This is a genomic window from Roseibium marinum, from assembly GCF_002906165.1.
Classification (GTDB): Bacteria; Pseudomonadota; Alphaproteobacteria; order Rhizobiales; family Stappiaceae; genus Roseibium; species Roseibium marinum.
Genome location: NZ_PPCN01000008.1, coordinates 140,664 through 166,978 on the forward strand (window position 1 = coordinate 140,664; position 26,315 = coordinate 166,978).

26 protein-coding genes are annotated in these 26,315 nt (G+C 60.0%); 14 read left to right on the forward strand and 12 right to left on the reverse strand.

The annotated features are described in order from the left end of the window. The first annotated feature begins 19 nt into the window (after positions 1–19). The 3 genes from carB to CLV41_RS17770 all read left to right on the forward strand — a co-directional run bounded on the left by carB (position 20) and on the right by CLV41_RS17770 (position 4,700). A complete protein-coding gene (gene carB, locus CLV41_RS17760; protein ID WP_103223768.1) occupies positions 20–3,382 on the forward strand; it encodes a carbamoyl-phosphate synthase large subunit in 3,363 nt (1,120 codons plus the stop codon). 109 nt (positions 3,383–3,491) lie between these two features. Continuing rightward, positions 3,492–3,965, forward strand: a complete 474-nt coding sequence (gene greA / locus CLV41_RS17765) for a transcription elongation factor GreA (protein WP_103223769.1) — start codon at positions 3,492–3,494, stop codon at positions 3,963–3,965. A gap of 252 nt (positions 3,966–4,217) precedes the next feature. Next, complete coding sequence (locus tag CLV41_RS17770) at positions 4,218–4,700, forward strand: hypothetical protein (RefSeq protein WP_103223770.1); 483 nt, start codon at positions 4,218–4,220, stop codon at positions 4,698–4,700. A gap of 13 nt (positions 4,701–4,713) precedes the next feature. Here CLV41_RS17770 and CLV41_RS17775 read toward each other — a convergent pair whose 3' ends face one another. After that, the gene (locus tag CLV41_RS17775) at positions 4,714–5,181 is read right to left on the reverse strand and encodes an Lrp/AsnC family transcriptional regulator (protein ID WP_103223910.1); all 468 of its coding nucleotides are present in this window, start codon (positions 5,179–5,181) and stop codon (positions 4,714–4,716) included. Positions 5,182–5,416: 235 nt separating this feature from the next. On the opposite strand from CLV41_RS17775, the gene CLV41_RS17780 reads away from it, so the two are divergent. The 3 genes from CLV41_RS17780 (at position 5,417) to CLV41_RS17790 (ending at position 8,382) form a co-directional block, all read left to right on the forward strand. Further along, positions 5,417–6,421, forward strand: coding sequence for a mitochondrial fission ELM1 family protein (locus tag CLV41_RS17780; RefSeq protein WP_103223771.1), 1,005 nt, complete (start codon positions 5,417–5,419; stop codon positions 6,419–6,421). A gap of 64 nt (positions 6,422–6,485) precedes the next feature. Then, on the forward strand, positions 6,486–7,454 hold the full coding sequence (trxB, locus tag CLV41_RS17785; protein WP_103223911.1) for a thioredoxin-disulfide reductase: 969 nt from the start codon (positions 6,486–6,488) through the stop codon (positions 7,452–7,454). A gap of 31 nt (positions 7,455–7,485) precedes the next feature. Beyond that, on the forward strand, positions 7,486–8,382 hold the full coding sequence (locus CLV41_RS17790; protein ID WP_103223772.1) for a LysR family transcriptional regulator: 897 nt from the start codon (positions 7,486–7,488) through the stop codon (positions 8,380–8,382). A 148-nt stretch (positions 8,383–8,530) separates the two neighbouring features. Here CLV41_RS17790 and CLV41_RS17795 read toward each other — a convergent pair whose 3' ends face one another. The 3 genes from CLV41_RS17795 to CLV41_RS17805 all read right to left on the reverse strand — a co-directional run bounded on the left by CLV41_RS17795 (position 8,531) and on the right by CLV41_RS17805 (position 14,201). Next, entirely contained in the window at positions 8,531–10,246 is a 1,716-nt protein-coding gene (locus CLV41_RS17795) for a thiamine pyrophosphate-dependent enzyme (RefSeq protein ID WP_103223773.1), read from the reverse strand. A gap of 746 nt (positions 10,247–10,992) precedes the next feature. Next, complete coding sequence (msrP, locus tag CLV41_RS17800; RefSeq protein WP_103223774.1) at positions 10,993–11,955, reverse strand: protein-methionine-sulfoxide reductase catalytic subunit MsrP; 963 nt, start codon at positions 11,953–11,955, stop codon at positions 10,993–10,995. A gap of 179 nt (positions 11,956–12,134) precedes the next feature. Then, positions 12,135–14,201 (reverse strand): elongation factor G, encoded by a 2,067-nt coding sequence (locus CLV41_RS17805; protein WP_103223775.1) that lies wholly within the window; start codon positions 14,199–14,201, stop codon positions 12,135–12,137. Between the two features lie 590 nt (positions 14,202–14,791). Here CLV41_RS17805 and CLV41_RS17810 point away from each other — a divergent pair. Continuing rightward, positions 14,792–15,055 (forward strand): hypothetical protein, encoded by a 264-nt coding sequence (locus tag CLV41_RS17810; RefSeq protein ID WP_146048597.1) that lies wholly within the window; start codon positions 14,792–14,794, stop codon positions 15,053–15,055. A 92-nt stretch (positions 15,056–15,147) separates the two neighbouring features. On the opposite strand, the gene CLV41_RS17815 is transcribed toward CLV41_RS17810, so the two are convergent. From CLV41_RS17815 to CLV41_RS17830, 4 genes are all read right to left on the reverse strand, one after another. After that, entirely contained in the window at positions 15,148–15,627 is a 480-nt protein-coding gene (locus tag CLV41_RS17815) for a DUF992 domain-containing protein (RefSeq protein WP_103223777.1), read from the reverse strand. 191 nt (positions 15,628–15,818) lie between these two features. Then, a complete protein-coding gene (locus tag CLV41_RS17820) occupies positions 15,819–17,018 on the reverse strand; it encodes a pyridoxal phosphate-dependent aminotransferase (protein WP_103223778.1) in 1,200 nt (399 codons plus the stop codon). A gap of 312 nt (positions 17,019–17,330) precedes the next feature. After that, positions 17,331–18,398: a hypothetical protein gene (locus tag CLV41_RS17825; protein WP_208987576.1), complete on the reverse strand. Its 1,068-nt coding sequence runs from the start codon at positions 18,396–18,398 to the stop codon at positions 17,331–17,333. 320 nt (positions 18,399–18,718) lie between these two features. Then, on the reverse strand, positions 18,719–19,291 hold the full coding sequence (locus CLV41_RS17830; protein WP_103223780.1) for a TetR/AcrR family transcriptional regulator: 573 nt from the start codon (positions 19,289–19,291) through the stop codon (positions 18,719–18,721). A 69-nt stretch (positions 19,292–19,360) separates the two neighbouring features. Here CLV41_RS17830 and CLV41_RS17835 point away from each other — a divergent pair, with 69 nt between their 5' ends. The 4 genes from CLV41_RS17835 to CLV41_RS17850 all read left to right on the forward strand — a co-directional run bounded on the left by CLV41_RS17835 (position 19,361) and on the right by CLV41_RS17850 (position 21,735). After that, positions 19,361–19,768: a RidA family protein gene (locus CLV41_RS17835; protein WP_103223781.1), complete on the forward strand. Its 408-nt coding sequence runs from the start codon at positions 19,361–19,363 to the stop codon at positions 19,766–19,768. A gap of 420 nt (positions 19,769–20,188) precedes the next feature. After that, a complete protein-coding gene (locus CLV41_RS17840) occupies positions 20,189–20,416 on the forward strand; it encodes a hypothetical protein (protein ID WP_146048598.1) in 228 nt (75 codons plus the stop codon). Between the two features lie 47 nt (positions 20,417–20,463). Continuing rightward, complete coding sequence (locus tag CLV41_RS17845; protein WP_146048599.1) at positions 20,464–20,709, forward strand: hypothetical protein; 246 nt, start codon at positions 20,464–20,466, stop codon at positions 20,707–20,709. Positions 20,710–21,324: 615 nt separating this feature from the next. After that, entirely contained in the window at positions 21,325–21,735 is a 411-nt protein-coding gene (locus CLV41_RS17850; RefSeq protein WP_103223784.1) for a DUF3775 domain-containing protein, read from the forward strand. On the opposite strand, the gene CLV41_RS17855 is transcribed toward CLV41_RS17850, so the two are convergent. Then, positions 21,732–21,992: a hypothetical protein gene (locus tag CLV41_RS17855; RefSeq protein ID WP_146048600.1), complete on the reverse strand. Its 261-nt coding sequence runs from the start codon at positions 21,990–21,992 to the stop codon at positions 21,732–21,734. The genes CLV41_RS17850 and CLV41_RS17855 overlap by 4 nt on opposite strands. A 383-nt stretch (positions 21,993–22,375) precedes the next feature. Here CLV41_RS17855 and CLV41_RS17860 point away from each other — a divergent pair, with 383 nt between their 5' ends. Next, positions 22,376–23,338: a DUF1624 domain-containing protein gene (locus CLV41_RS17860; protein WP_103223786.1), complete on the forward strand. Its 963-nt coding sequence runs from the start codon at positions 22,376–22,378 to the stop codon at positions 23,336–23,338. A gap of 264 nt (positions 23,339–23,602) precedes the next feature. Here the strand turns inward: CLV41_RS17860 and CLV41_RS17865 are convergent, their stop codons facing one another. Beyond that, entirely contained in the window at positions 23,603–24,475 is an 873-nt protein-coding gene (locus CLV41_RS17865; RefSeq protein ID WP_170107243.1) for a choline kinase family protein, read from the reverse strand. 71 nt (positions 24,476–24,546) lie between these two features. On the opposite strand from CLV41_RS17865, the gene CLV41_RS17870 reads away from it, so the two are divergent. Then, a complete protein-coding gene (locus CLV41_RS17870) occupies positions 24,547–24,846 on the forward strand; it encodes a SelT/SelW/SelH family protein (RefSeq protein WP_103223788.1) in 300 nt (99 codons plus the stop codon). A gap of 337 nt (positions 24,847–25,183) precedes the next feature. Here the strand turns inward: CLV41_RS17870 and CLV41_RS17875 are convergent, their stop codons facing one another. Together CLV41_RS17875 and CLV41_RS17880 are read right to left on the reverse strand one after the other, a co-directional pair. After that, positions 25,184–25,567: a carboxymuconolactone decarboxylase family protein gene (locus CLV41_RS17875; RefSeq protein WP_103223789.1), complete on the reverse strand. Its 384-nt coding sequence runs from the start codon at positions 25,565–25,567 to the stop codon at positions 25,184–25,186. After that, positions 25,521–25,997, reverse strand: coding sequence for a MerR family transcriptional regulator (locus CLV41_RS17880; RefSeq protein WP_103223790.1), 477 nt, complete (start codon positions 25,995–25,997; stop codon positions 25,521–25,523). The genes CLV41_RS17875 and CLV41_RS17880 overlap by 47 nt, the downstream gene beginning before the upstream one ends. A gap of 151 nt (positions 25,998–26,148) precedes the next feature. On the opposite strand from CLV41_RS17880, the gene CLV41_RS27825 reads away from it, so the two are divergent. After that, positions 26,149–26,313, forward strand: a complete 165-nt coding sequence (locus tag CLV41_RS27825; protein ID WP_170107244.1) for a hypothetical protein — start codon at positions 26,149–26,151, stop codon at positions 26,311–26,313. Positions 26,314–26,315: the final 2 nt, after the last annotated feature.

Here is a 26,315-nt window from a genome sequence, read left to right on the forward strand (position 1 = left end):
CTGCGAGCCGCGAGCCGAGATGCCCAAACGCACAGATATCTCTTCCATCCTGATCATTGGTGCCGGACCGATTGTCATCGGCCAGGCCTGTGAATTCGACTATTCCGGCACCCAGGCCTGCAAGGCTCTGCGCGAAGAAGGCTATCGCATCATCCTGGTGAACTCGAATCCGGCAACGATCATGACCGATCCGGACCTCGCGGATGCCACCTATATCGAGCCCATCACTCCGGAACTGGTGGCAAAGATCATCGAAAAGGAACGTCCGGACGCCCTTCTGCCGACCATGGGCGGTCAGACCGCGCTCAACTGCGCGCTCGATCTTCAGGAGATGGGCATACTGGAAAAATTCGGTGTCGAGATGATCGGCGCGCGGGCGGAGGTGATCGAAAAGGCGGAAGACCGGGAGAAGTTCCGTGCCGCTATGGACGTGATCGGTCTGGAAAATCCCCGTGCCGCCATCGCCTCCTCTCCGCCCATTCGCGACGAAAACGGCAGGATCGTCGGCTATGACCGCAATGCCGGCTATCTGGAGGCCATGCGTGCCATCGACGAAATCGGCCTGCCGGCCATCATCCGGCCGGCCTTTACACTCGGAGGCACCGGCGGCGGGGTCGCCTACAACCGGGAAGAATACGAAACCATCGTCCGCTCCGGCATCGACGCCTCGCCGGTCGGCCAGGTCCTGATCGACGAGAGCCTGCTCGGCTGGAAGGAATTCGAGATGGAAGTGGTCCGTGACACGGCGGACAACTGCATCATCATCTGCTCGATCGAAAACGTCGATCCGATGGGCGTGCACACGGGCGATTCCATTACCGTTGCTCCGGCACTCACCCTGACGGACAAGGAATATCAGATCATGCGCGACGCATCGATTGCGGTGCTGCGCGAAATCGGGGTCGAGACCGGCGGCTCCAACGTGCAGTTCGCGGTCGACCCGGAAAGCGGTCGTCTCGTTGTGATCGAGATGAACCCGCGTGTGTCACGCTCGTCCGCCCTGGCCTCGAAGGCCACCGGTTTCCCGATCGCCAAGATCGCGGCCAAGCTCGCCGTCGGCTACACCCTCGATGAGCTGGAAAACGACATCACCGGAGGAGCGACCCCGGCGTCCTTCGAACCGACCATCGACTATGTGGTCACCAAAATCCCGCGGTTCGCATTTGAGAAATTTCCCGGCGCAGAACCGACGCTGACCACGGCGATGAAGTCGGTCGGCGAAGTCATGGCCATCGGGCGCACCTTCAATGAGAGCCTGCAAAAGGCGCTGCGCGGACTGGAAACCGGTCTTAACGGCCTCGATGAAACCGAAATCCCGGGTCTTGACCAGGGCGACGACAGGAACGCCCTGCGCGCCGCGGTCGCGATCCCGACGCCGACCCGTCTGCTCAATGTTGCCCAGGCCATGCGCTTCGGCATGAGCATTGAGGAAATTCATCAGGCGAGCGGGATCAACAGCTGGTTTCTGGAACAGATCGCGGACATTCTGGCCATGGAGAGCAAGGTCCGCAATATCGGCTTGCCGAAGGATGCCGCAAATCTGCGCAAGCTCAAGGCGATGGGTTTTTCCGACGCCCGCCTGGCAAGTCTTTCCGGACTGGATGCCCACGATGTGGTCAGGTTGCGTGAAGAGCTTGACGTCCATCCGGTTTACAAACGCATCGACACCTGCGCGGCGGAATTCGCCTCCCCGACCGCTTATATGTATTCCACCTATGAAGCCCCCTTCATGGGTAAACCGGCCTGCGAATCCAACCCGACCGGGAAGAAGAAAGTCGTCATCCTGGGCGGGGGCCCGAACCGGATCGGCCAGGGCATCGAATTCGACTATTGCTGCTGTCACGCCGCCTTCGCCCTTGAGGACGCCGGTTACGAGACCATTATGGTCAACTGCAACCCGGAAACCGTTTCAACCGACTATGACACCTCCGACCGGCTCTATTTCGAACCGCTGACAGAGGAAGACGTCCTGGAGGTCATCCGCAAGGAACGGGAAAATGGCACCCTGCACGGCGTCATCGTCCAGTTCGGCGGCCAGACCCCGCTGAAACTGGCGCAGGCGCTTGTGAAAGCGGATGTGCCGATCCTCGGCACCTCTCCGGACATGATCGACCTGGCAGAGGACCGGGACCGGTTTCAGAAGCTTCTTGTCAAGCTGGATCTGAAACAACCGGAAAACGGCATCGCCTATTCGGTCGAACAGGGCCGTCTGATCGCCGGAAGGCTCGGCCTGCCGCTGGTTGTCCGCCCGTCCTACGTTCTGGGTGGCCGCGCGATGCAGATCATTCGCGACGAGGAAGCGCTCAACTCCTACTTGCTCGGCACTTTGCCGGAACTGGTTCCCGGCGAGGTCCGCGCCAAATATCCCAACGACAAGACCGGCCAGATCAACACGGTTCTCGGCACCAACCCGCTGCTCTTCGACCGGTATCTGGACGGCGCCATCGAGGTTGACGTCGATGCCCTGTGCGACGGCAAGGACGTTTTTGTCTGTGGCATAATGGAACATATCGAGGAAGCCGGCATTCACTCCGGAGACAGCGCCTGTTCCCTCCCGGCGTTCTCGCTCAAGGAAGACATGATCGAAGAGCTCAAGCGCCAGACCCGCGCCCTGGCGCTCGCCCTGGAAGTCGGCGGTCTGATGAATGTGCAATTCGCCATCAGGGACGGCGAAATCTACGTTCTGGAGGTGAACCCGCGTGCCTCCCGGACAGTGCCCTTCGTCGCCAAGACCATCGGCGTTCCCGTTGCGAAGATCGCCAGCCGGATCATGGCTGGCGAGAGCCTCGCGTCCTTCGGGCTGGTGGAGAAAAAGCTGAACCACATCGCGGTCAAGGAAGCCGTGTTCCCGTTCGCCCGCTTCCCCGGTGTCGACACGATCCTCGGCCCGGAGATGCGTTCCACCGGCGAGGTCATGGGCCTCGACACCGCTTTCGGCAAAGCGTTCGCAAAATCCCAGCTCGGATGTGGCACGGGCGTGCCGGATCACGGGACGGTGTTTGTCTCGATGCGCGATGAAGACAAGGCGGGCGTGCTGGAGGCCGTGCGCAACCTGGAAGCTGCCGGCTTCAGCATCATCGCCACCGCCGGCACGCAGCGCTACCTGGAAAGCAACGGGATTGCGGTGAAGAAAATCAACAAGGTGCTTGAAGGGCGCCCGCATATCGTCGATGCTATCAAGAACGGTGAGGTCCAGCTCGTCTTCAACACGACGGAAGGCGCGCAGGCCATCTCCGATAGCCGGTCGATGCGCCGGGCCGCTCTCCTCAACAAGGTGCCCTTCTACACGACCTTGGCCGGATCTGTCGCTGCAGCCAAAGGCATTGCCGCCCACAAAGCGGGAAGCCTTGAAGTAAGACCTTTACAATCCTACTTCGGCTAAGTCTAATACACACGCGACCGGCCGGGAAAGCGCGCCTTTCCCGGCTTGGTTTGTTTTTGAAGCGTGGTCCTCAGGAAGGGGGACCCAATAAGCTGAAGGTCTGAGACCCATGGAAAAAGTTCCGATGACCTCCGCCGGGTACAAAATGCTTCAGGATGAACTGAAGCAGCGTACCACGGGTGAGCGTCCGCGCATCGTTGATGCCATTTCTGAAGCGCGTGCGCATGGCGACCTGTCGGAAAATGCCGAATACCATGCCGCGAAAGAAGCCCAGAGTCACAATGAGGGCCGCATTGCCGAGCTTGAGGACAAACTGTCCCGCGCGGAAGTCATTGACGTGACGAAGCTGTCCGGCGACATCGTCAAATTCGGCGCGACGGTTTTCCTGATCGACGAAGATACGGAAGAGAAAAAGCATTACATGATCGTCGGCGATGTCGAATCCGACGTGAAACAGAACAAGGTCTCGATTTCGTCGCCTATCGCCCGCGCCCTGATCGGCAAGACTGTCGGCGACAGCGTTGAAGTGTCCGCGCCCGGCGGGTCTCATTCCTACGAGATCGTCGAAGTCAAATTCAGCTGACCTTAAGCAAGTCCGATCAACCCACTCTGATCAGACTTCCTCATGACTCTATAGCGTGTTGCCTTTAAGCGGATATATCGATTCAGGAAGACGCCCGAGGCAGCGTTTGCAATGCAAATGCGTTCGGGCGATCTCCTGAATTCGATTTAACGCGACACACTTCAGGGTACGACCCCTTGTCACGCACGCTTGCCCTTTGACGCCTGCCGGTCACCAGCTAAGGTAACACCGGCATGTGTCGGAGGGCAGTCGATGGTTTTCAATGCAATTGTGGTCTGGCTTCTGGTCGCGGCGGTACCGCTGTGGATTTATCGCTGGGTTGCCTATTCCCGGTTGAGCGCGGCGGAGCAAGGGGTTTTCAAACGCCTTGTCGCCCGCCGGCAGGAGCGCGCCATCGGGTTTGCGCTGCGCATATTCGGTTTCCTGGCCGTTTTTGCCGCGACCGTCATCGTCGCCGTTTTCTCTCTGCGCTACCTGAAATACGGCACATTTAGGCTCGATCCTTATCGTGAAATGGTCCGCAGCCGTTTTTATTCCGGTGTCGAGCCGGTCGATCAGGCCCTGGATACGTTCCACTATAACCAGATGCTGCCGGTCGCGATCCTGACCACATGCCTTTTGCTGAGCATTGCCTTTACACTGGTCGCGGTCGCGCTCCGGGACATCTCCCTGATCCGCCGGCTGCGCCGCAGATTGAAACATTTCACACAAAGGTCCGGTGAGACCGCCAGTTAAATCGTTCCTGCGATCAACCGATGGGTACGACCGGTTCATACTTGGTCCGGCGGATGGTCAGCGCCGTGCGGACGCTGTCCACATTCGGCGCGGCCGTCAGGTCGCGGATCACGAAGTTCTGGAAGGTCTGCAGGTCCGGGGCGACGCATTTCAGCAGAAAGTCGACCTCGCCGGAGAGCATGTAGCTTTCCCGCACGAGCGGCCATTTCTGCACCGTCTCCTCAAAAGCGATCAGATCGGCCTCGGTCTGACTGTGGAGGCCGACCATGGCGAAGGCCGTGACATCGTAGCCGAGCTGTTTTTCATCCAGCAGTGTCCGGTATCCTAAAATGAGCCCGGCTTCCTCCAGCGCCCTGACCCGGCGCAGGCAGGGCGGCGCGGAAATGCCGACACGCCTTGCCAGTTCAACATTGGTCATCCGGCCGTCGTCTTGCAGTTCCTTCAGGATCTGCCAGTCAATGGCATCGAGCCGCGCTTTCAAACCTGTCTCCTTCGAACTTCGCCTGGCCAGGCCGGCTTTCCTGCGGGTGTGCATGAAAGCGGGTTGAACTAGATGTGGGTTGTTGCCACCGAACCGGCCTTGTCGTCTTGCGGGATAAGAGAATCCCGAGCTAACGTATCTTGCGTGCCGGATTATGATTTTTTGCGCGTTTGTGCAAGACTATAACAAAATCACGCACGATCTCGAAAGATTAGGTTGGGGAACCTCGCCAAAAATGACGAGACCGCTGGAGACCTCCCCTTCTTCTGTCTGGATTCTCACCGATGGCAAAGCCGGCGACCTGGTGCAATGCACCGGCGTTGCGCAAGCCCTGGACTGTCCATATGAAGCACGGCGTGTAGCGCCGCGTCCGCCCTTCTCCTGGTGGCTGCCTTTCGGCCCGACCGACCCGCGGGAATGGGAAGGAAGGCCAGGCAGTCCGCTCGCCCCGCCCTATCCCGATATCGCGATCGCCTCCGGTCGCCGCGCGGCCGCCTATCTGCGCCGCCTCAAGCGGCTTTCCAGGGGCCGCACCTTCACGGTATTTCTGAAGGATCCGCGCACGGGAGCCGATGCCGCGGACTTGATATGGGTTCCCGAACACGACAGGCTGCGCGGGCGCAACGTTCTTGTGACACCGACATCGCCGCACTGTTTCCCGGCAGCCACGCTGGCGAAACTGCGGGCGCGGAAATCCCCTGAAATCGACGCCCTCGCCCGGCCCCGTGTCGCGGTTCTGATCGGTGGTGACAGCCGTCATCACACCTTTACCGAAGAGGACCAGAACCGGTTGCTGAACGGATTGCGCCGGATCGCGCGCGATGGCGGTGCCGCTCTCATGATCACTGCGTCCCGCCGCACCCCACCCGGCCTGGCCTACGGCCTGGCCAGCCTGGCGAAATCCGGAGGTCACTTGTACTGGACGGGAGAGACCTCAAATCCGCTCGGACTTTACCTTGCAAAGGCGGATGCCATTGTCGCGACGGCGGACTCCACCAACATGATCGGTGAGGCCGCCGCCACCGGCAAACCGGTTCATGTGTTCCATCCAAGCGGTGGTCACGGCAAGATCACTCGTTTTTTGGACACTTTGCGGCGTCTCGGCGTGACTCACCCCTTTCCAGGTCCGCTGAAAACCACTACCTACGAGCCGATTGACGCAACGCCCGTGATCGCGGAACGCATTCTTGCCGGCTTCGCGGCGTTGCGGCTGCAGGACAAGGCACCCCCGGCAGGCTGACGCTGGCAGCACCAGCCCCGGGACAGATTAGAGCGTAAGGCTAGTACAGGAGAAGATGCGTTTCATGAGCACGCAACACAGCAAACTTCTGATCATCGGCTCCGGTCCGGCCGGTTACACGGCGGCAATTTACGCGGCCCGTGCCATGATCGAACCGACGCTGATCGCCGGAATTCAGCCCGGTGGTCAGCTGACCATCACAACCGATGTCGAAAACTACCCGGGCTTCGCGGATCCCATCATGGGCCCCTGGCTGATGGAGCAGATGCAGAAGCAGGCGGAAAATGTCGGCACCAGGGTCATCAATGACACCATCGTCAGCGCGGACCTCAGCCAGCGTCCATTCCGTCTGGAGGCTGACAGCGGCACGGTCTTCACGGCGGACACGCTTGTCATCGCCACCGGTGCCCAGGCCCGCTGGCTGGGGCTGCCTTCCGAACAGGACTACATGGGCGCCGGCGTTTCCGCATGTGCGACCTGCGACGGCTTTTTCTACCGCAACAAGGAAGTTGTCGTGGTCGGTGGCGGCAACACCGCCGTTGAAGAAGCGCTTTACCTGGCTAACCTGGCAAGCAAGGTCACGCTCGTGCACCGCCGCGACAGCCTGAGGGCCGAAAGGATCCTGCAGGACCGCCTGTTCCAGAATCCGAAGATCGACGTGATCTGGGATCACCAGATCGACGAGATTCTCGGTGGCGGCATGCCCAAGGCCGTGACCGGCATCCGCCTCAAACACGCCACCACGGGCGAATTCCGGGAAATTTCCACAGATGGTGTCTTCATTGCCATCGGCCATGCTCCTTCCGTGGAGCTCTTCAGGGATCAACTGACCCTGAAGCCGAACGGATACCTGCAAACGGCGCCGGATTCGACCAGAACCTCCATTGCCGGCGTCTTCGCGGCCGGTGACGTGACCGATGACATTTACCGCCAGGCGGTCACCGCTGCCGGCATGGGTTGCATGGCAGCCCTTGAAGCGGAGAAGTTTCTGGCCGAACATGAAGCGGCATCCACACGGCAGGCGGCAGAATAGGCCCGCTGACCGTCCTCCGGAAGGGGCTCGCATGGACTGGGACAAGCTACGTATCTTTCATGCGGCCGCTCAGGCAGGCAGTTTCACCCACGCGGGTGATACGCTGCACATGAGCCAGTCAGCCGTCAGCCGGCAGGTCAGCGCACTGGAACAGGATCTGGGTGTCTCCCTCTTCCACCGCCATGCGCGCGGCCTGTTGCTGACCGAACAGGGCGACCTGCTCTACCGTACCGCCAGCGATGTTCTGATGAAGCTGGAAGCGGTGCAGTCCAGCCTCACCGACAGCAAGGAAAAACCCTCCGGCGCCCTGCGGGTGACCACCACGGTCGGCCTTGGCTCCACATGGCTCACTTCCCGCATCAAGAATTTCATCGACCTTTATCCGGATGTCGATCTGCATCTGATCTTCGATGACGATGAGCTGGATCTTGGCATGCGCGAGGCCGATGTCGCCATCCGCCTGCGGCAGCCGACCCAGCCCGATCTGATTCAACGCAAGCTGTTCACGGTGCATTTTCATGTCTATGCCGCACCGGAATATCTTCAGCGCTTCGGGGTCCCCAATTCCATCGAGGACCTGGACAACCACCGCATCATAACGTTCGGAGAACAGACCCCCGCCTACCTGCGGTCGATGAACTGGCTGGAAAGCGCCGGACGCGCGGCAAGCAATCCGCGCCGTTCCGTGCTCAAGGCCAACAATCTGGTCGCCATCAAACGCGCCGTACAGTCCGGTGTCGGCATTGCCGTCCTGCCGGACTATATCATCGACCAGGGGTCCGCACTGGTTCCGCTGCTGACGGAACAGGAAGACAAGGTGCCCATTTTCGACACCTATTTCGTCTACCCGTCAGAACTCAGAAACACCGCCCGTGTTACGGCCTTCCGCGAATTTCTGCTGACCAGCGCGGAAAAGTGGGTTTATTAGAGAGCGTGTTGCGTTTAAGCGGATTCATGGCTTCAGGAAGACGCCCGAGGCAGCGTTTGCTTTGCAAATGCGTTCGGGCGATCTCCTCAATTCAATTTTACGCAACATGCTCTAGCGTCTTGCGCGCTGATCAGACTGGTTGATCCGGTCAGTCACTCGCATCCTTCTTGCCCATGTGCTCCTTGAGCGCATTTTCAATTGTTTCGACACTTTCGCGCGTTTTGGCCAGACCGAAATGATAGGCCTGATTCATGTTGATTTCAGGCGGGACGATGAGCGCCTCGGGATCGACCGCGACGTTGATGACCGTGGGCAGGTTGTTGCTGAAAGCCTCCTTCAGGGCAGACTGCAGTCCGTCATAGCTGTCGGCGCGAAGACCGACGCCGCCGCAGGCCTTGGCGAAAGCAACGAAATCCGGATTGACGAGATCGATGGAATGCTCGGGCAGTCCCTTGCCTTCCTGTTCCAGCGCGATGAAACCGAGCTTCTTGTTTTCCAGAACAACCACGGTGATCGGCAGATTGTAGCGCACCGCCGTCACGAAATCGGCCATCAGCATGGCAAATCCGCCGTCGCCGGCGAGCGCGACAACCGGCCGGTCCGGGAACCTGAGCTGTGCGCCCAGCGCGCCCGACATGGCGAAGGCCATTGTGCCGAGACAGGCGGAAAGGACGAACCTCTGGCCGTCGCCTACAGTCAGGTGGCGGGCGGACCACGCCGTCACCGTACCTGTGTCGCACAGGAACACGGCATCCTCCGGCGCCAGCCTGCCAACAGTCGCAAGAACCGTCTGCGGTTTTAACGGCGTATCCGAGGACGTTTCGTCCTTTGCCCAGCTCTTGCGTTCCTTTTCGTGGATTTCCCTGATGCTTTGCTGGAACCCATCCGCGGTCTTGTCCGCAATCAGCGGAACAAGGGCCTTCAGCGTCGATCCGACATCGCCGTGAAGCGGCACATCGATCGTCGTGCGCTTGCCAAGCTGCCGGATATCCCGGTCGACCTGGATCGTTTTCGCCGACTTCGGATAGAAATCGACATAGGGGTAATCGGTCCCAAGCATGATCAGGCAGTCGCATCCGTCCATCGCCTTTGAACCGGCCCGCCCGCCGAGGAGGCCAAGTCCCCCGACACATTCAATGTGATGCTCGTCGATCCAGTCCTTGGCCCGAAGCGTACGGACGATCGGCGCTTTCAGTTTCCGGGCCAGTTCCAGGATGTCCGCCTTCGCCTCCGCGCCGCCTATGCCGGCAAGGATCACGGGTTTTACCGATTTGCCGATCAGATCGGCCGCTTGCCGCAACGCAGTGTCCGCCGGAGTGATCTGTGACTGGGCCTTGGCCAGTTGCAGGTTACCGGGAATGAAGGGCACCTTGCGGCCGGCGATGTTGGTGGGTACGGAAATATGAGCCGGGCCCCGTTCGGACAGGGCCGCCTTGATGGCTTCCAGAAGGATTCCCGGCAACTGCCCGGGATCCATCACCGTCTTGGAATAGACGGCAACATCGGAAAACAGACGTTCGGTATCGACTTCCTGATGATAGCCTGTCCCGATGAAATCGGTTGCCACCTGGCCGGTGATTGCAATCACCGGCGCCTTGTCCATCTTGGCGTCGTAAAGACCGTTCAGCAGATGGATCGACCCGCCACCGGCGGTCCCCATGCAGCAGCTCAGCTCTCCGGTCAGCTTGGCTTGCGCCGAGGCGGCGAATGCGCCGGCCTCTTCGTGACGGACAAGAACGAAATCCATGTCGGAGCGATTGTGAAGCGCGTAGGTGAAGTCGTTTATGGCGTCTCCGGGGATTCCGAAAACCTGACGTACGCCATGTTGATAAAGGGCTTCAAGAACGAGTTCGGCGACGCGCATGGCTTTCTCCAAAAAAAATTCAAATACATAACCTGCCCTCGTGTAGAATCACTTGAAGGCCGGTTGGGAGATATTAACGCTTCAAACCGTCTTGTCTGCGTCCATCTGAAGGCGGGGACACGTCGCTTATATTAGCCGCCTTTCGAAATTTACCCTTTTATTTCAGTTGCTTTTGCCAAGCACTGCGTCGTTTGCCGCAACGAAAGGCAATGTTTATTCAGCCTCCTATTTGGGCAAATTCCGATATGCTCACCAACAATGCAAATTCCGAAAAAACTCTGAAATCCCTGTCATTTCCAGCCAGAAACAGAAAAACGAGAAGCAAAATCGGCAGGTAAGACTGTGTAAGTAATTGAATTAACTACTTTTCTAGAAACGAAAAAGCCAACAATCAAGACATGCGTCAAACGCATGGCAGACCTGCGCCGCTGCCTCTTGTTTATGCAGCTTGTGCACCGCATATAAGCATCACTGTTGGTCAGACGGACATCACGTCCTCCTCCCTGTGATGTCCAGATCAGCTGTTCCCCTCTGGAAGGTGATTCGCTGTTTACAGTGAATCAATTCAGACTGCCGGGTCTTTTGGGACCCGGCTTTTTTTTGCCTATTCTCCGCTGACGTGTAAATCCGTCATTAAAGCGTGCCGCGTTAAATTGAATTCAGGAAATCGCCCGAACGCATTTGCAATGCAAACGCTGCCTCGGGCGTCCTCCTGAATCCATGAATCCGCTCAAACGCGTCACGCTCTAAAAGAACAGAAGTTCGCCGGTCATATCCTTGTAGATCCCGGCAACCTGCTCCTCATAGCCATTGTAGAGCAATGTGTTGCGGCGCTCGTCGGTACCCAGCACGGATTCCGAGGACTGCGGCCAGCGCCGGTGTGGAACGGACGGGTTCACATTGGCCCAGAAGCCGTATTCCTGCGGCTGGATTTCTTCCCAGAAACTCACCGGACGCTCGTCCGTGAAAGAGATTTTCACGACGGACTTGATACATTTGAAACCGTATTTCCAAGGCGTTACCAGGCGCACCGGCGCGCCGAACTGCTTGGGAAGCGGTTTGCCGTAAATACCGGTCGCCATGAAAGCGAGCTCGTTCGTGGCTTCTTCGAGCGTCAGGCCTTCCACATAGGGCCAAGGATACCACGACTGGTTCTGGCCATTGGCGACGGCCGGGTCGAAGAAGGTTTCGAAGCGGATGTACTTTGCGCCGCTCTGGGGACCGGCCAGCTTGACCAGTTCCGCCAGCGGGAAGCCGGACCAGGGCACCGCCATCGACCAGGCTTCCACGCAACGATGCCTGTAGAGGCGTTCTTCCAGCGGCATTTTGGCGAGAAGATCGTCGATGTCGAGGGTTTGCGGATTGTCGATCATGCCGTCCAGCGTGACGGTCCAGGGCCGGATCTTGAGCTTCTGCGCCGCCGGCCAGGTCTGCTTGTGCGTTCCGAACTCATAAAAATTGTTGTATTTGGAGGCGATTTCTTCCGCTGTCAGATCGCGGTCCAGCTCATATGCTGCATTGCGCTTGACCGGATAAAGCCCCGCGCTCGGGTCTTCTTCGGCGAATGCCGGGCGCGGAGCAAGGCCGCTGGCAAGCAGCGCGCCGCCACCGGCGAGCCCGGCGAGGATCTGGCGGCGGTTCATGAAGATATGCTCAGGTGTAGCTTCGCGCTCGGGGAGATCCCAGCTGCGCTTTTTCAAAATGTTCATTTCAAGTCTCCCGTTTATCCGTGAGGAAAGCGGAAACGTCTTTCAATGGCAAATAACGCCCTGGTGACCGGGTCCGGAATTTTCGTTACCTGAACGACCTGAAAGCATAATTTCATGGATCCGTACCCTGGAGGGGCACGAATGCCCCTCCTCGGGATGCGGGAGAGCCAGGCGTCTTTTCACGCGGCCTGCTGCTTGCCGGAGCGCTGCAGGGCCAGTTCCGCGGCTTTTCCGGAGAGTTCGGCCAAATGGTCGAATTCGGCCGTGTAGCTTGCGACACCCGCCGTTGCCGAGCGCAATTCGACAATCAGATCGCCGATTTCGGCTTCGGGCATCAAGGCCTGAATCTCGTCCCAGCCGGGCCAGCCGGGCCGTGCGTCGAAGCCGAGCAACTGTCCCCGCCGCGCCGAGACGATGGCGTTCACCTTGGCGGTAGCCTCGCTGGGACAGGCGATCACCACCTTTTGGATCGGCTCCAGAAGCACCGGTTTGCACTCCGGCAGGCCCTCCCGGATCGCGAGAATGCCTGCCATCTTGAAAGCCTGGTCCGAGCTGTCGACGGAATGATAGGAACCATCCGTCAGGCATATGGATACATCGACTACCGGAAAGCCGAGCGGCCCGCGGCCGAGAGCTTCCAGCACGCCGTCCTTCACGGAAGGAATATACTGTTTGGGCACCACCCCGCCGGAAATCGTGTCGGTGAACTGAACACCCTCGCCGCGCGGCAGCGGCCCGATTTCCAGCGCAACATCACCGAACTGTCCGTGCCCGCCGGACTGCTTCTTGTGCCGCCGGCGTATTTTGGTGCCGGACCGGATGGTTTCGGCATAGGGCACATGCGGCGCATAGACCGAGATGTCCAACCCGTATTTTCCGGCAAGCCGTTCCTGGGCGACACGCAGATGCATTTCGCCCTGGCCGGCCAGAAGCGTCTCCGCCGTGATCTGGTTCTGGCTTATGGTCAGAGACGGATCTTCCTCGGCGAGTTTGGCCAAGGCCGCTGACAGGCGGACTTCATCCTTGCGCTGGGCAGCGGAAATGGCGGTGGCCAGCACCGGCGGCCGCGCCTCGGCAAGGTAGAGACTTGAAAGCGCGTCCGTATCGAAGCAGAGCAGGTCTCCCGTCCTGACATCTTCCATCCGGCCGAGCGCGACCAGCGCCCCCTTGCCGGCCGTTGCGATCTTCGACGCCTGCTGGCCGAAGATCGAAAACAGGCCGGACACCTTCACTTCCCGCTCGCCGTTCAGGAACAGGCTGTCGCCGTCGGAGACTTGTCCGTCGAGAACCCGGGCGATGGACAGTTTGCCGCCGTGCTGGGTGTGCAGGGTCTTGATCACCTGCAGCGCATCGCGATTGCGTTTGCCCAGAACGCGGCCCGCGAGCAGATCGACACCCGGCACCTCATGGCGAAGTGCTTTCAGTAAGCGGCTGACGCCGTTTCCATGCTCGGCGGAACCAAAAAAGACCGGACAGATCAGTCCGTCCCGCATCTCGTTGACGAGATCGGCGAAAACCTGATCCCGGTCGGGCGCGATGTCTTCCAGCAGCGCTTCCATGAGATCGTCGTCATGATCGGCCAGATGCTCCAGCATTGTGAAGCGGGCCTCGTGCTCGCGGGTCCGGTCCGCGTCGCACATGTCGATCCGCGTGCTCGGTTCCTTCTCGTGATAGACATGCGCCCGCTCCAGGGCGAGGTCGATGAACCCGGTCGCCTGACCGTTTTCCCAGATCGGAATCTGTCTCAGCACCAACGGCACCGCGGAGGCCGGCTGCAACACGTTGAGGACATCCCGCACACGCCGGCTGCTCCTGTCGATCTTGTTCAAAAACAAAACCCGCGGGATGGCGCGGGCTTCAAGAGCTTTCAGGATAAGCTGCAAGGCAGGAACCTTGCGCTCGTCATCCTCGGCGACAACGACGGCCAGATCGACGCCGCTGAGCGCCCCGTCCATTTCGCTCAGAAACTCCACGGAACCAGGGCAATCGACGAATACGAACCGGTCATCCAGATAGGTGGCATCCGCGATATTGAGTTCCACGCTCATGCCGTGCGCCCGAGCTTCCGGCGCGGCATCGCCCACCGTGTTCCTGTCCGCCACGGTTCCCTGACGGGCCACTTTGTCCGTTCGCGCCAGCAAAGCCTCCAACAGGCTGGTTTTGCCGCTGCCGAACGGACCGACCAGGGCGATGCAGCGCGGCGCACCGTCCGCTTCAGATCCCCTTCCATTGGTATTGATTGCCATCGTTTACCTCCCGTGTTCGAGGAAATTCCCTCAACAACGCGGCAAGGCCGGCGGCAAGAGCGAGATGACTTAAAGAGGAACCGTCCGGCCGCGGGGCGATTGTCCGCGGACGGAGCGAATGGCATTCCGCGCCCTGTCGAATGGACCGCATTCCGCCATGAAACAATTCATCTTTAGCTCATCTCGCTCTAGGAACGCGGGCCTGCCGCGTCTCGCCCGGATGGGATCGAAGGCCGATACCCGATACGCCAGGATCTGAAGAGAACCGGCAACCTGACCGTGCTGCGATACAGGTCCAGATCTTCAAGAATCCCGGGCACCTGGCCCCAAATTCTGCGGCGCATCGATCAGGGGCGGTTTTTCATGGTCGCGCCGATCAGGACGTCAACGCAAGGGAAACTTACGCGGCAGCGCAGCAATTCGTTTGACCTGCATCCTGTTCCCGGCCCAGGTCATCCGTTATCATCCAGACTGCGTAACAGCTTAGCGGCAAGTACCTGAAAGGGACTCAACGAATGCAAAAAAAACGCGATAAGGCAATGTGCCCCTCGCTTTCCTCACGGACGGCGGCGGCTTTGGGAGCAGGGCTTTTGATCCTTTGCACAATTTCCGCGTCCGCCCAAAGTAACCAGCTTCGCGTGCTGCCGCAGTCCAGCTCTCCGCGCCTGCCCTCCGCCGAGCAACAGCTCAACCGGAACCTCGACCGCCAGGAATCGGATTTGTCGACCAACCAGCGCAACGACAACTCGAACCGGCTGAACCGCACGCAAGAGATCAACCGCCAGAACATGCGGCCAAACGTAAGCACCGGACCTTGCGCGGGCGCGAATGCCACCTGCCGGGAAGGGCAATAGACGGCGGCGGAGCAATCCTCACAATGGATTGAGGGTGCGGAGGAGCCACGGTCCCCGGCGCGGTAGCCGGGGATGGGCTCTCTATCTCGCGATCAGTTGATGCGCTCAAGCGTCATCTTGCTTACACCGAGGGTCAGATTGGTGCCGGTCTTGCTTTCCACGCTGAACGGGTTCAGCGCGATCGAACGGTCGAAGCCGCCGACGAGCGCATTCACGTTGATCCCGGCTCCCAGGCTCGCACCGGCGGTCACGCCGCCATAAGTGCCGGCCAACAGGCCCGGCTTGCGGTTGGCGGAGGGTGCCAGCACACCCCAGACCAGGGTCCCTTCGCTGGTCTTGCCGATATCCAGGCCGTAGTCCCGGACCTTGCCGCTGTAATATTCAACCGCGCCGCCATCGGCCGGATTGAAACTGCAGCCGAGTGTCGCGGTGGAGCCGACGATAAAGCTGTGCTCGCCCTCCACGAGGCATTTCAGCGTTCCGATTTCAACTGTCGGGCTGTTTTCGTCCGCCAGGACCGGACCGGAAACGAAAAGCGCGGCCGCGGCAAGGGCAAATAAGGGAAAACGCATTCAGGAAGTCTCCTAATCAAGAGCGTAAAAAGCCCGCACCGTCTCAGCGGTAGCGGGCAACACCGTGGTATGCGTGTCCATCGCGTCAAAATCGGGGCGATAAACCCATCGCGCCGCGACCGGGCGAAACAAACGAACGAAAAAGGGCGGCAAACGCCGCCCTTCCTGACATAAGTCGCTGAAAAGCGTCTTTATTTCAAATTGCCGCAGAAGCGCTGGATGCGGGTACAGGCCTCTTCGAGCGCCTCGGTGGCGGTCGCGTAGGAGATGCGGAAGTTCGGGCCGAGACCGAATGCCGATCCCTGCACGACGGCAACACCTTCCGTTTCCAGAAGTTCGGTGACGAAGTCGGCATCGCTCTCGATCACCTTGCCGGAGGGTGCGGTTCTGCCGATGGTTCCGGCGCAGGACGGGAATACATAGAACGCCCCTTCCGGCATGGGGCACGAAAGGCCCTTCGCCTGGTTCAGCATGGAGACCACCAGATCCCGGCGCTCCTTGAAGATCTCGTTGTTCTTCGGAATGAAATCCTGCGTGCCGTTCAGCGCCTCGACCGCCGCCCACTGGGCAATGGAACACGGGTTGGACGTCGACTGCGACTGGACCTTGGCGATCGCCTTGATCAGTTCGGCCGGCCCGCCCGCATAGCCGATCCGCCAGCCGGTCATGGCATAGGCCTTGGACACTCCGTTGACCGTCAGCGTGCGCCCATAGAGCTCCGGTTCGATCTGCGCCGGCGTTGTGAACCTGAAGTCGTCATAGACCAGGTGCTCGTACATGTCGTCGGTCATCACCCAGACATGGGGATGTTTGACCAGGACATCGGTCAGCGCCTTCAGTTCCGCTTCGCTGTAGGCGGCTCCCGACGGGTTGGACGGCGAGTTGAAGATCAGCCACTTGGTGCGCGAGGTGATTGCCGCGTCGAGGGCTTCCGGCGTGATCTTGAATGTCGATTTGTCGGCTTCCACGATGACCGGCTCACCGCCCGCCATCAGCACCATGTCCGGATAGCTGACCCAGTAGGGTGTCGGGATGATGACTTCGTCGCCCGGGTTCAGCGTCGCCACGAGTGCGTTGTAAAGCACCTGCTTGCCACCGGTGCCGACAGTGATCTGATTGATTTCGTAGGTAAGGCCGTTTTCCCGTTTGAATTTCGCGGCAATCGCCGCCTTCAGCTCGGGAATACCGTCGACGGCGGTGTATTTGGTCTTGCCTTCGTTGATGGCCTTGATGGCTGCCGCCTTGATGTTGTCCGGCGTGTCGAAATCCGGCTCGCCGGCGCCAAGTCCGATAACATCGCGGCCGGCGGCCTTAAGCTCGCGCGCCTTGTTGGTGACAGCTATGGTCGCGGAAGGTTGTACACGCGCCAATGCGTCAGCGAGAAAGCCCATAATATCCTCCAGGAAAGCGGGAATAACAGCGCGCGGACCCTAGATCCGCGCGCTCTGGAAGACAAGTCCCAATCCGAATTTCGATGGAGCCGAAGGCTCGTCTCGAATCGAAAGACCTCCAGTCGAAATCCACTGGAGGTCTGAAAGTCGATCGATCTTAACGTATGGGAGTATCCGGCAGTCCACCTGCCGCGACACGCTTTATACATAGCGTAATTCCGGCGGCCACTCTCCCAAGCCTATGATGCGGGGTCGCACCGAACGCCCCAATGGGCTGAAGCGGGAGAGTGGCCGCCGGAATTACGCTATGTATTAGCTCCGGGTCTCCAAAATCAGTTTCGGCTCTTTCTTGTCCGCATCCAGCAGGGTGCATTTGAACCGCTTTTTCTTGGTCTGGCCGTTCAGCAGGTTCACCGGGACTGAAACCGGTACTTCAGAGCCCTGCTTCGCAGCCTCCAGCAGGGAGGAATAGCTGTTGGCATGCAGCAGCATTTCCGTGATGGGCCGTTCGCCGATAACGTCGGCTGTCAGGTGAAAAGCTTTCAGGGCAGCATTGTTGGCGGCAACGATCATGCGCGATTTGCCATTGATCACCAGGATCGGTGCGCTGCAGATTTCAAACACCCTCGCGAAGTCGACATCCCCGCTGACATGGCCGGCCGAGAACAAGACGCCGCCGACGGAGCCGCCGATACGGAAATACATGGCATCGTAGTTGAGCTCGAGACTGTCATTGTTCGGGAGCAGGAATTTGCCCCGACCCGTCGCGCTCGCCCGCCGGGTGAGGGCGGCCAGCGCCAACGAAACGATGGTTTTCCCGACCTTTTTCTGAATATGAGCGACGTTGCGCCCCAGGATCATCCGGGCGTCTTCAATCTGGAAACATTTGACAAAGCCCTCGCTGGCGAAGCGCACGTAGCCGAAATTGTCGACCAGCAGAACCACCCGATTTGAAGAGGCGACAAAATGCTGAAGGATAGGCGCCAGTCCGAGCACCATGCGCCCCGGATTGTCGTCGTTTTCGCCAATCGACGGGAAACAGATCGCGATTATGCGCCCGTCCGGAAGTTCATACTTGTGGGCGACGATCGGAATACCCGGAATGCGGTGGTCCGGTCCGCCGCCGACGTCGAACGGGCCGGCCTGGCCCTCGCGGATCGCCCCCTGTACCAGACGCAGGATGGTCTTGCGGTCTTCCGGCGACAGATGACGCAGGGCCTCGTTGGAAGGGGCCTCCTGCAGATCCTTGACTTCGCTGTTGAAGGTCTGCGAGCCGATCTCGTGCCAGAGGATCGTCTTCCGGCTTATATCGGCGATGAAGAACTGGAGACCCGCCAGGGAAAGCGCCGGACTTTCTTCCTCCTTTTCAGAAGGCGTCACCGGCGAATTGACAGGCTCCTGAGGCTTTTCGGCAGCAGTTCTTCGCGCTACGTTGAATGTCATCCCTTGCCCGACCTGTTTGTAGACGTTCACCCTTGAGAGGAGTATCTGTCTTAAAAGAAAACAAACATTAAAATGGCATCTTAAAATCGAAGTGTTTCGCACAATTTTTCAAGTTTAGCGTAGTGTACTCCATGGTTTTATAGATTTTTCATTGTCATTTTTACAGGAGATTAATGGTGAGGCCGCTGATGTCGGGTCCGCCCCATGAAGCGGGAGCCTCTCCCGCTACAATCGTTTTCGATTGAACACCCGCTGATCTAGAGAATAGACTTGAAGACGGATGCGACCTGCTCGGTGGTCGGCTTGGGCCCTTGTCCGGTGGCATACATCAGCGAAATGCCGTCAATCAGCGCCGCGCATGTTTCGATCGGCACATCCTCCCTGCCCTCGGAAATCAGTTTCAGAAAAAATTCTATCGGCCGGCGCGCCGCTGCCGTCAGATGCACCCCGACACCAGCGAGATCCTCGCGGCGCGCGGCAGCCAGGGTCAATTCCATCCGCGCCAGGAACAGATGGCGGGACGCGTCGGTGTAGGTCACGAGTTCCTCCGCCACATAGGCAACCGCCGCGTCCAGCCCTTCCGCGGCTGCCTTTTCAGCAAATCCGACCTGCAATTCGTCGCAGTCTTTTTCCAGGAGCCCGGCAAGATGCTCCGCCGCCGCGCCCAAAAGGGCCGACTTTTTCGGAAAATAATAGGATGTCGAACCTTGCGGCAGGGCCGCCGCCTCATCAACGGCACGGTGGGTCACGCCTTCCAGGCCCCGCCCGGCCAGCAGATCGATTACGCCGTTGAGGATGCGCTCCCGCCGGGCGGCTTTTTTCGTTGACATTTTTTCTCTACATTTGTAGTGGTTTTCATCACATATGAATACACAGACGCTGCAAAGGTAGCCCTCCTTATGACACAAGCCATCACCCGAATGAACCCGTCTTCCTTACCGGATGCGGGGAAATTGGGATATTCCCAGATTTCCATCGTCGAGGCGGGCCGCATGGCTTATGTGTCCGGCCAGGTTGCCTGGCGCCCGGACGGACTGCCGGTTCCCGGTGACCTTGTCGAGCAGATGAAACTCGTGACAGCCAACGCCAGCTCCGCCCTGACCGCCATCGGTGCCGCGCCGGAAGATATTGTCATCGCGCGCTGTTTCATGACCGATCTCACGCCGGAACGGTTGGAACAGGCATTTCCACCCTTGCTGGCGTTTTTCGGCGGTGCCCAGCCCTGTATTACCGGGGTCGGCGTCGCGGCCCTCGCCGCGCCGGATCTGCAGGTTGAACTCGAACTGACGGTCAGACTGCCGAATTAGAGCACTTTAAAAGAATACGGAGCCGCTTGACCCGTTTTTCGGGTCTGCCGGCAAGGCGCGGTCAGAGCCGTGGCCTTTCTGGCCACAAGCTGACCGCAACGCTGTCCGGCGGGCGTGAAAAACCAGCCTTCGGTGGATTTTATCAGCCCATCAAGCGACTCCGTATTCTTTTAAAGTGCTGTAGCTCACAGTCTCAGAGCCCGACTTCATTCCCTTTGGGATCGTGGCGGAGCAAAGCCTGGGCGCTCGCGGGACTGGCCGTCCCGCCCCGGCCTGGACGGTCCTCTTTGGCCCCCGACCGCAATCTTTAAAATTTGCCTCAAAATTGTCACGAAAACTCACATCTGCAGCCTGAATGGCGTCCGGGTGCCGGCGCAATTATTTCGGAGAGTATCGGCTCCGAGGATGAAGGAGGCACCCATGCAATCACCGGAAACTGACGTCACATCGCCCGGCAAATCCGGCGCAAGCTTCCCACCGGCTTTGTTTTATATGCTGGCGGCCGGACCCTTGCTGCTGATGATCTACGCACTGGAACCGATGCTTGCTCCGCCGCTTGCCGCTTTCCTGGCGATGACGGCGCTGACATTCCGGATGGGCCGGCGCCTTTTCGGCGAACTGGCCCGGGCCCCGGGCCGCAAGAACTGATTGAACGACTGCCGGCCAAACCGGCCACTGAATACAGACCGGATGACGTGACGATGGCACACCCTAGAACAGTGAAAAGCCGCGGGCAGGCCCCCGCGAAGAGCGATTTTAATGAAGCACGCCCGCTCCTGCAGGCCATCTTTCTCGGCTTGCTGCTTGCCGGAGGCCTGATGGCCGCCGCCGCCATGGCCACCCCGCAAGGGCAGCACGCACAGCAAATCCTGACGGAAAAATCTTCGCAACCGTCGGGACAACAAATGCGCGCGTCCCCAGGCATGCATCAGCCCTATTGAGGGCAATTCCCTTCGGGGCAATTGGGTGATTCAACCTGACGGCCACAACATTTGCGGCGCTTCCCTCGATCGAATTCGAAACAAGCTCCCGGTAGTCAGGCTGCGGACCCATAAAATCATGATTTCGCCTGGGCGAGCCAAGGCACAAGCCTAGTAAAGCCGAGGCCCGGCCTCATACTTGTCTCGTATGAAAGCCGGGCCCCAAGTGCCCGGTCCGCCCCCGGTAAAATGTTCTCCGCTTTGCCCCCGGCTTAATTTCAGGACCCGTGAAGGCCCGAAGTCCGGCTGGTACCCAGGTCCTGCGCCATCGGCGCGGCTCCCGGTCAAGAGCGGAAATTTGTTTGTTGGCCAAGTAAAGCAACACGTCCGGCTGTCTGCAAGACAGTTATTGCCTGAAGGGCTGGAAGAACCGGCAATTAACCCGATGCGCGTTTATCATTCAAGAATACCGGGGATAACCTGGGGGAAAGGTTGAAATGCCTTCCACGCGGCGCCCGGCAGGTTCGCGCATCTGCTCCCGAATTCCGGGCACCCGTGAGACAGATTCACATCATCACCATTGCCAAGGGGGCAAAGTGAATCGATAAAGGATGGGAAGGCTCGCCGGAGGCAGACATGGACATCGACCTGACTTTATCCGCGGATACGATCCGCCTGTTGGCCCAAAAGGCCCGAGCGGTATCCTCCTCGCTGGAGGATACGTTCGAAGACGGCCATGAGGGCGACGTGGAGTTCGACGCCGACGCACTGAAACAGAGCCACGGTCACGACGGTCTGGCGGAGGAGGAAAACGACGACCTCTCCGATGAGGAACTGCGCGAACTGATCGAGGACCTCAACGTTGACGAAGCTGCCGAGCTGGTCGCCATCACCTGGATCGGCCGCGGCGATTTCGAGGCCGAGGATTTTGAACAGGCCCTCCAGGAAGCCCGTGAACGCGCTGTCGGTCCCACCGCGAAATACCTGCTCGGCATGCCGCTGCTGGCCGACCACATGGAAGCCGGCCTCGACGCCCTCGATCTTTAGATCGGAATTCCAACAGGCTTGGCCGTGTGGACGAGTTGGAGATGCATTTCGCCGGGAGCTGCATCGTTCAAGATCAAGTCATTCCGGTGCAGGTGATGCCGGCCCATCATCAAGACGGATTGGCGCTGGGATTGGGCGATGGAGACCCGGTCCTTCGGGTGAGACAAGAGGCTTCGATCCGACGCGAAAAAATCCTTGACCGTATCGCCGATACGCTCCGCGGATCCTTCCCGGCCATCTCCCGCCTCTTTTCTCACGAAATGCGCCTCCAATTCGTCCACGCACCCTAGGTTACGTCAAGCCGGACCGGCAGGTTTTGCCGGATAGTCCACAAGGCGGCGGTTTTCTTGGGAAAACGGGTCAGGAACCGGCTGCCCGCCTTTCAGTCCGGTCCTGTTTGCAGCACTCTTGCCCGACTGTTTTGGGACCAGGGGGTTGAAGGCTATGCTGCAGGATCCGGCGAACCGCGATGTGTTTACCGTTCACCGGCCGTCTCCGTGGCCATACGTTGGCGCAATGGTGGCCGCGACGGCCCTGATCACGACACTGGTTGTAACTTTCAGCGGTTAGGCCTACCTCTTTCACAAAATGAACGTTCCCGGCGCGCTAAGGTCTGTGGAACTTTGCGGAAAACCGGAAAATGTCCTCAACGCGTCTGGCTGTGCTCGACCTCGCCCGCGGTCTCGCCGTTGTCGCCATGGCGGTCTATCACCTGTCCTGGGATCTTTCCTGGTTCGGTTTCGTCGACTGGGCTGTTGCGCAGGGCGAGGGCTGGCGCGGTTTCGCCGCCGCGATCGCCGGCAGCTTTCTGTTTGTCGCGGGCATCAGCCTGGAACTGGCCCATCACAGGGGCATTCGCCGGCAAGCCTTTCTGCGCCGGCTGGCGGTGATCGTCGCCGCCGCGGCAGCCGTTTCCCTGGCGACCTGGTTCACCTTCGGCGACAGTTTCGTGCGCTTCGGCATTCTGCACTGCATCGCCGCCTCCAGCATTATTGCCCTCCCCTTCACCCGCTGGCCACTCTGGATGGCGGCCGCCGCCGCAGCCTTCGTTCTGACCCTGCCCCTCTGGGCAAGCTCCTTCGTCTTCAACGGACAGCTCTGGCTGTGGACGGGACTGGGAACGCCGGACTTCGGCAGCGTCGATTATGTGCCGCTGGCACCCTGGGCCGGAGCAACACTTTCGGGCGTAGCCATCTCGAAGCTGTTCCGCAGGGCCCGGATCTGGGAGAAACTGTCCGCCATCCGCGCGACGGATCCCGCAGGCCGGTTCACCCGGTTCATCGGACGACATTCCCTGCCCATCTACCTTTTGCACCAGCCGGTGCTCTATGGTCTCGTCTGGGCCGCGACGCTCGTCGCGGGCGATGTCGATCGGGCCGGAAACGCCTTTGTCCGCAATTGCTCCACCGCCTGTCAGGAGAATTTCGGCGCACCCGATATATGTGAGCAGGCCTGTGGCTGCACACTCGCCTTTCTCAAGGCGGACGGCATCTGGACAGCGCTCAACGAGGACCCGGAAAACCAGTCCCTGCGTGACCGGATGAACGGCAGGTATGCGCAATGCCTCGCCGATCCGGAGTTGAAGCCCGGTCTGGTGAACTAGGGTCTGTGGACAATTAGGTTTGGGTCGCGGCGCGAGCCGGATTTCGGTGTCCGAACAGGAGGAAAGTCCGCAGTGGTGCCGCCCACCACAAGGACTTTCCGACGCAGTCGGGACCGAAATCCGCCGCGTCTCGAAGAGATTTGGCGCAAAACGCCCATTTCGGCGTCCCAATGTCTTGAAAGGGAACACCCTTCCTGCGACCTTGCTTCGTGAACTGGGCGTTTTGCATCCAAACCTCGACCAAATCCTTATTGTCCACAGACCCTAGATTAATACGCGCACCCGGGCCAGCGCGCGGTCTCTCCTGCCCCGGGCGAAAGGGAGGAAAATACCGGCATCCCGGCCTCTCGCCACCTGCTCCAGCGCCCAGAGCGCTGATACGGCATCGCATCTGGCTTTCATGGCTTCGAGCCGGTCCCCGGCCGGGACGAGGGAGGTTGGCTGCTTTGCTTTGTAGGCGGCGAGAAAGGCGCTTTCCTGAACCTCGGAAAACCCGTGTTCCAGGATCGCATAGGCCAGATCCCAGGCGGGATCCGCCATCGCGGAATATTCCCAGTCGATCAGCCACAGCCGATCCGGTGTCCAGAGGCAATTTCCCGGCGAGAGATCGCCATGAACGGGCACGCGCCGAATAGCGCCGGCATCCGCAGGCCGGTTCGCAAGCTCCCGCAAGGCCTGATCGAGGGGCGCAATCTCCGGCCGGAGCTCCGCCGCCGAGGCAAGAAAATCCCGCTGCGCCCTGTAGACGTCATCCGGATCGAGAACACCCGCGAACTCCGCACCGGACCCGTGAAGCCTGCCGAGCGTATCGCCAAGCCGGGACGGGAAATCCTCCGGCGCGCAATCCATGACGTCCACCGCCCCGGTCACAAGAATGCCTTCGCCGGGATGGACATACAGCGGTGGCAACGCGAGCCCGAGCTCCGCCGCCAGACCGAGGTTCCGCGCCTCCGCCTGCCTGTCGATAAGCCCGGCATTCTCGGGCCTCGGCAGGCGCAGGAAAAAGAGGCCGCGCTCGGCTTCAAGCCGGTAGACGCGGTTGGTCAGACCGGCCTGCGGCACGGCTCTGCCGGGCGCCCCGCAAATCTCCAAAAGGTCCGGATGGCGCTCGAAAGCCTTGAGAATATCCGCGCTCAAGGCGTCTGGCGTATTGGTTGAAGAATGTGGCACAAGCGCTGAAGATCACCTGTTCTGAAAAGGAGAACGCCATGACGGACGTTCCGGCTCCCCATATCATCATCACCTACTGCCGCCAATGCAATTGGCTGCTGCGTTCCGCGTGGATGGCCCAGGAAATTCTCTCCACCTTTTCAGAGGAAACCGGCGCGGTCACGCTCGTCCCGGCCACCGGCGGTACATTCACCATCACCTGCGACGGCCAACCGGTCTGGGACCGCAAGCAGGACGGCGGTTTCCCGGAAGCCAAGGTTCTGAAACAGCGGCTTCGCGACTTGTTGTGGCCGGAGAAGGACCTCGGCCATTCCGACCTGCCAAAAGCCGGCGGCTGATCCTGACGTCAGAGACACGCACCACGTCCCTCATCCCCTCCGTCATCAACCCCGTTGAGCGAACAGAGAGCCGGAGCGCCTGCCTCTCCGGCGTCATTCCGGGCAAGCGCAGCCTAAGCTGCGCGCCGACCCGGAATCCAGCGCATCATTCGCGCCCCAGGCGCGGCTATTTCTTCCAAAGCGATGACTGTAGAAAACTCGCTCACACCCGCGCTGATGCGCTGGATTCCGGACCTGCGTTCGACTTGCGTCTCACTCGTCCGGAATAACCGCTGTAAGGGCTGTGCTCAGCCTCTCACGTCGCTCGACAGAGTTGATGACGGTGGAAACTGTGCCCTCAGGCGGCCGCGTCCAGTTCGTCGAAGACCTCACGCGCGGCGTTCAGCCCGTTGATGGCCGCCGGCAACCCGCCATAGACCGCCATCTGCCAGATGGCCTCGATGACCTCCTCGCGGTTCGCACCGGTCGCCAGCGTGTGCTCGATATTGATCTTCAGTTGCGGCCCGGTCTGTCCGCCCAGCGCCGTCAGCGCCGCGATGGTGCACAGCTGACGGGTCTTCAGATCCAGGCCGGGACGGGCATAGTGACGCCCATAGGCCCATTCGACGAGGCTCTCGGCGAAGCCCGGGAGCAGATCGTCATACCGCCCGGCAAGGACGGCTTCGAGGTCGGGATTAAGCTTTTCTATCAGCGCGCGGCCGCGCTCCAGTGCGTCTGTCATGGTGGGAACTGTCCTGATTTGGCGGCGCGCCGTGTTCGGTGCGGGCGCAGCTTTCGAAGGCCGGATCGACGGTTTCGCCCGCTTCCATCCTTCTGTAGAGAACAACCTTATCGTCCAGGACTTCCAGCGTTTCGGTCAGCCGCGCGATATCCGCGACAACCTTCCTGCGATGCGATTCCAGCAAGGATCTGCGTTCGGCAAGCGATGCGCTGCCCAGGGTCCGCAACTCCGCATAGCGCAGCCGGTCCCTGATCCCCATGCCGGTCGCCTTCAGCCGGTCGAGAAATTCGATCCAGCGCAGGATGGTCCCATCATAGATCCGCCGTCCTCCCGCATCCCTGAGGGGACGCGGAATGAGACCGATCTTCTCGTAGTATCGCAATGTGTCGGTCGAAAGCCCCGACTTTTCAGCTAGATCACCGATACGCATGTCTGTCTCCGAACAGGACGATTTCCCTGACTTACGAGTTGGAGCGCACTCCAGGTCAAGAATTATTTTTCCCTGATGCAAACATTACCCCCTCCGCGATCACTCCAAAGAAGTGAGGCGAAACCGAACCATCCGGAGCGAGCCGCGTCTGTTGCGCGAAATATATCGGCTTTGCGGATCGGCGCGCAGCTTTGCCGCACTTGTCCGCAAGGACGACCTCGCTCACTATCAGGACGGAACCCTGACTGTTGGTGAAAAACCTGTCGCCGATCACCGCTCCGCCGCAAAACCCAAACTCCGTGTCGATTTTGATTGATC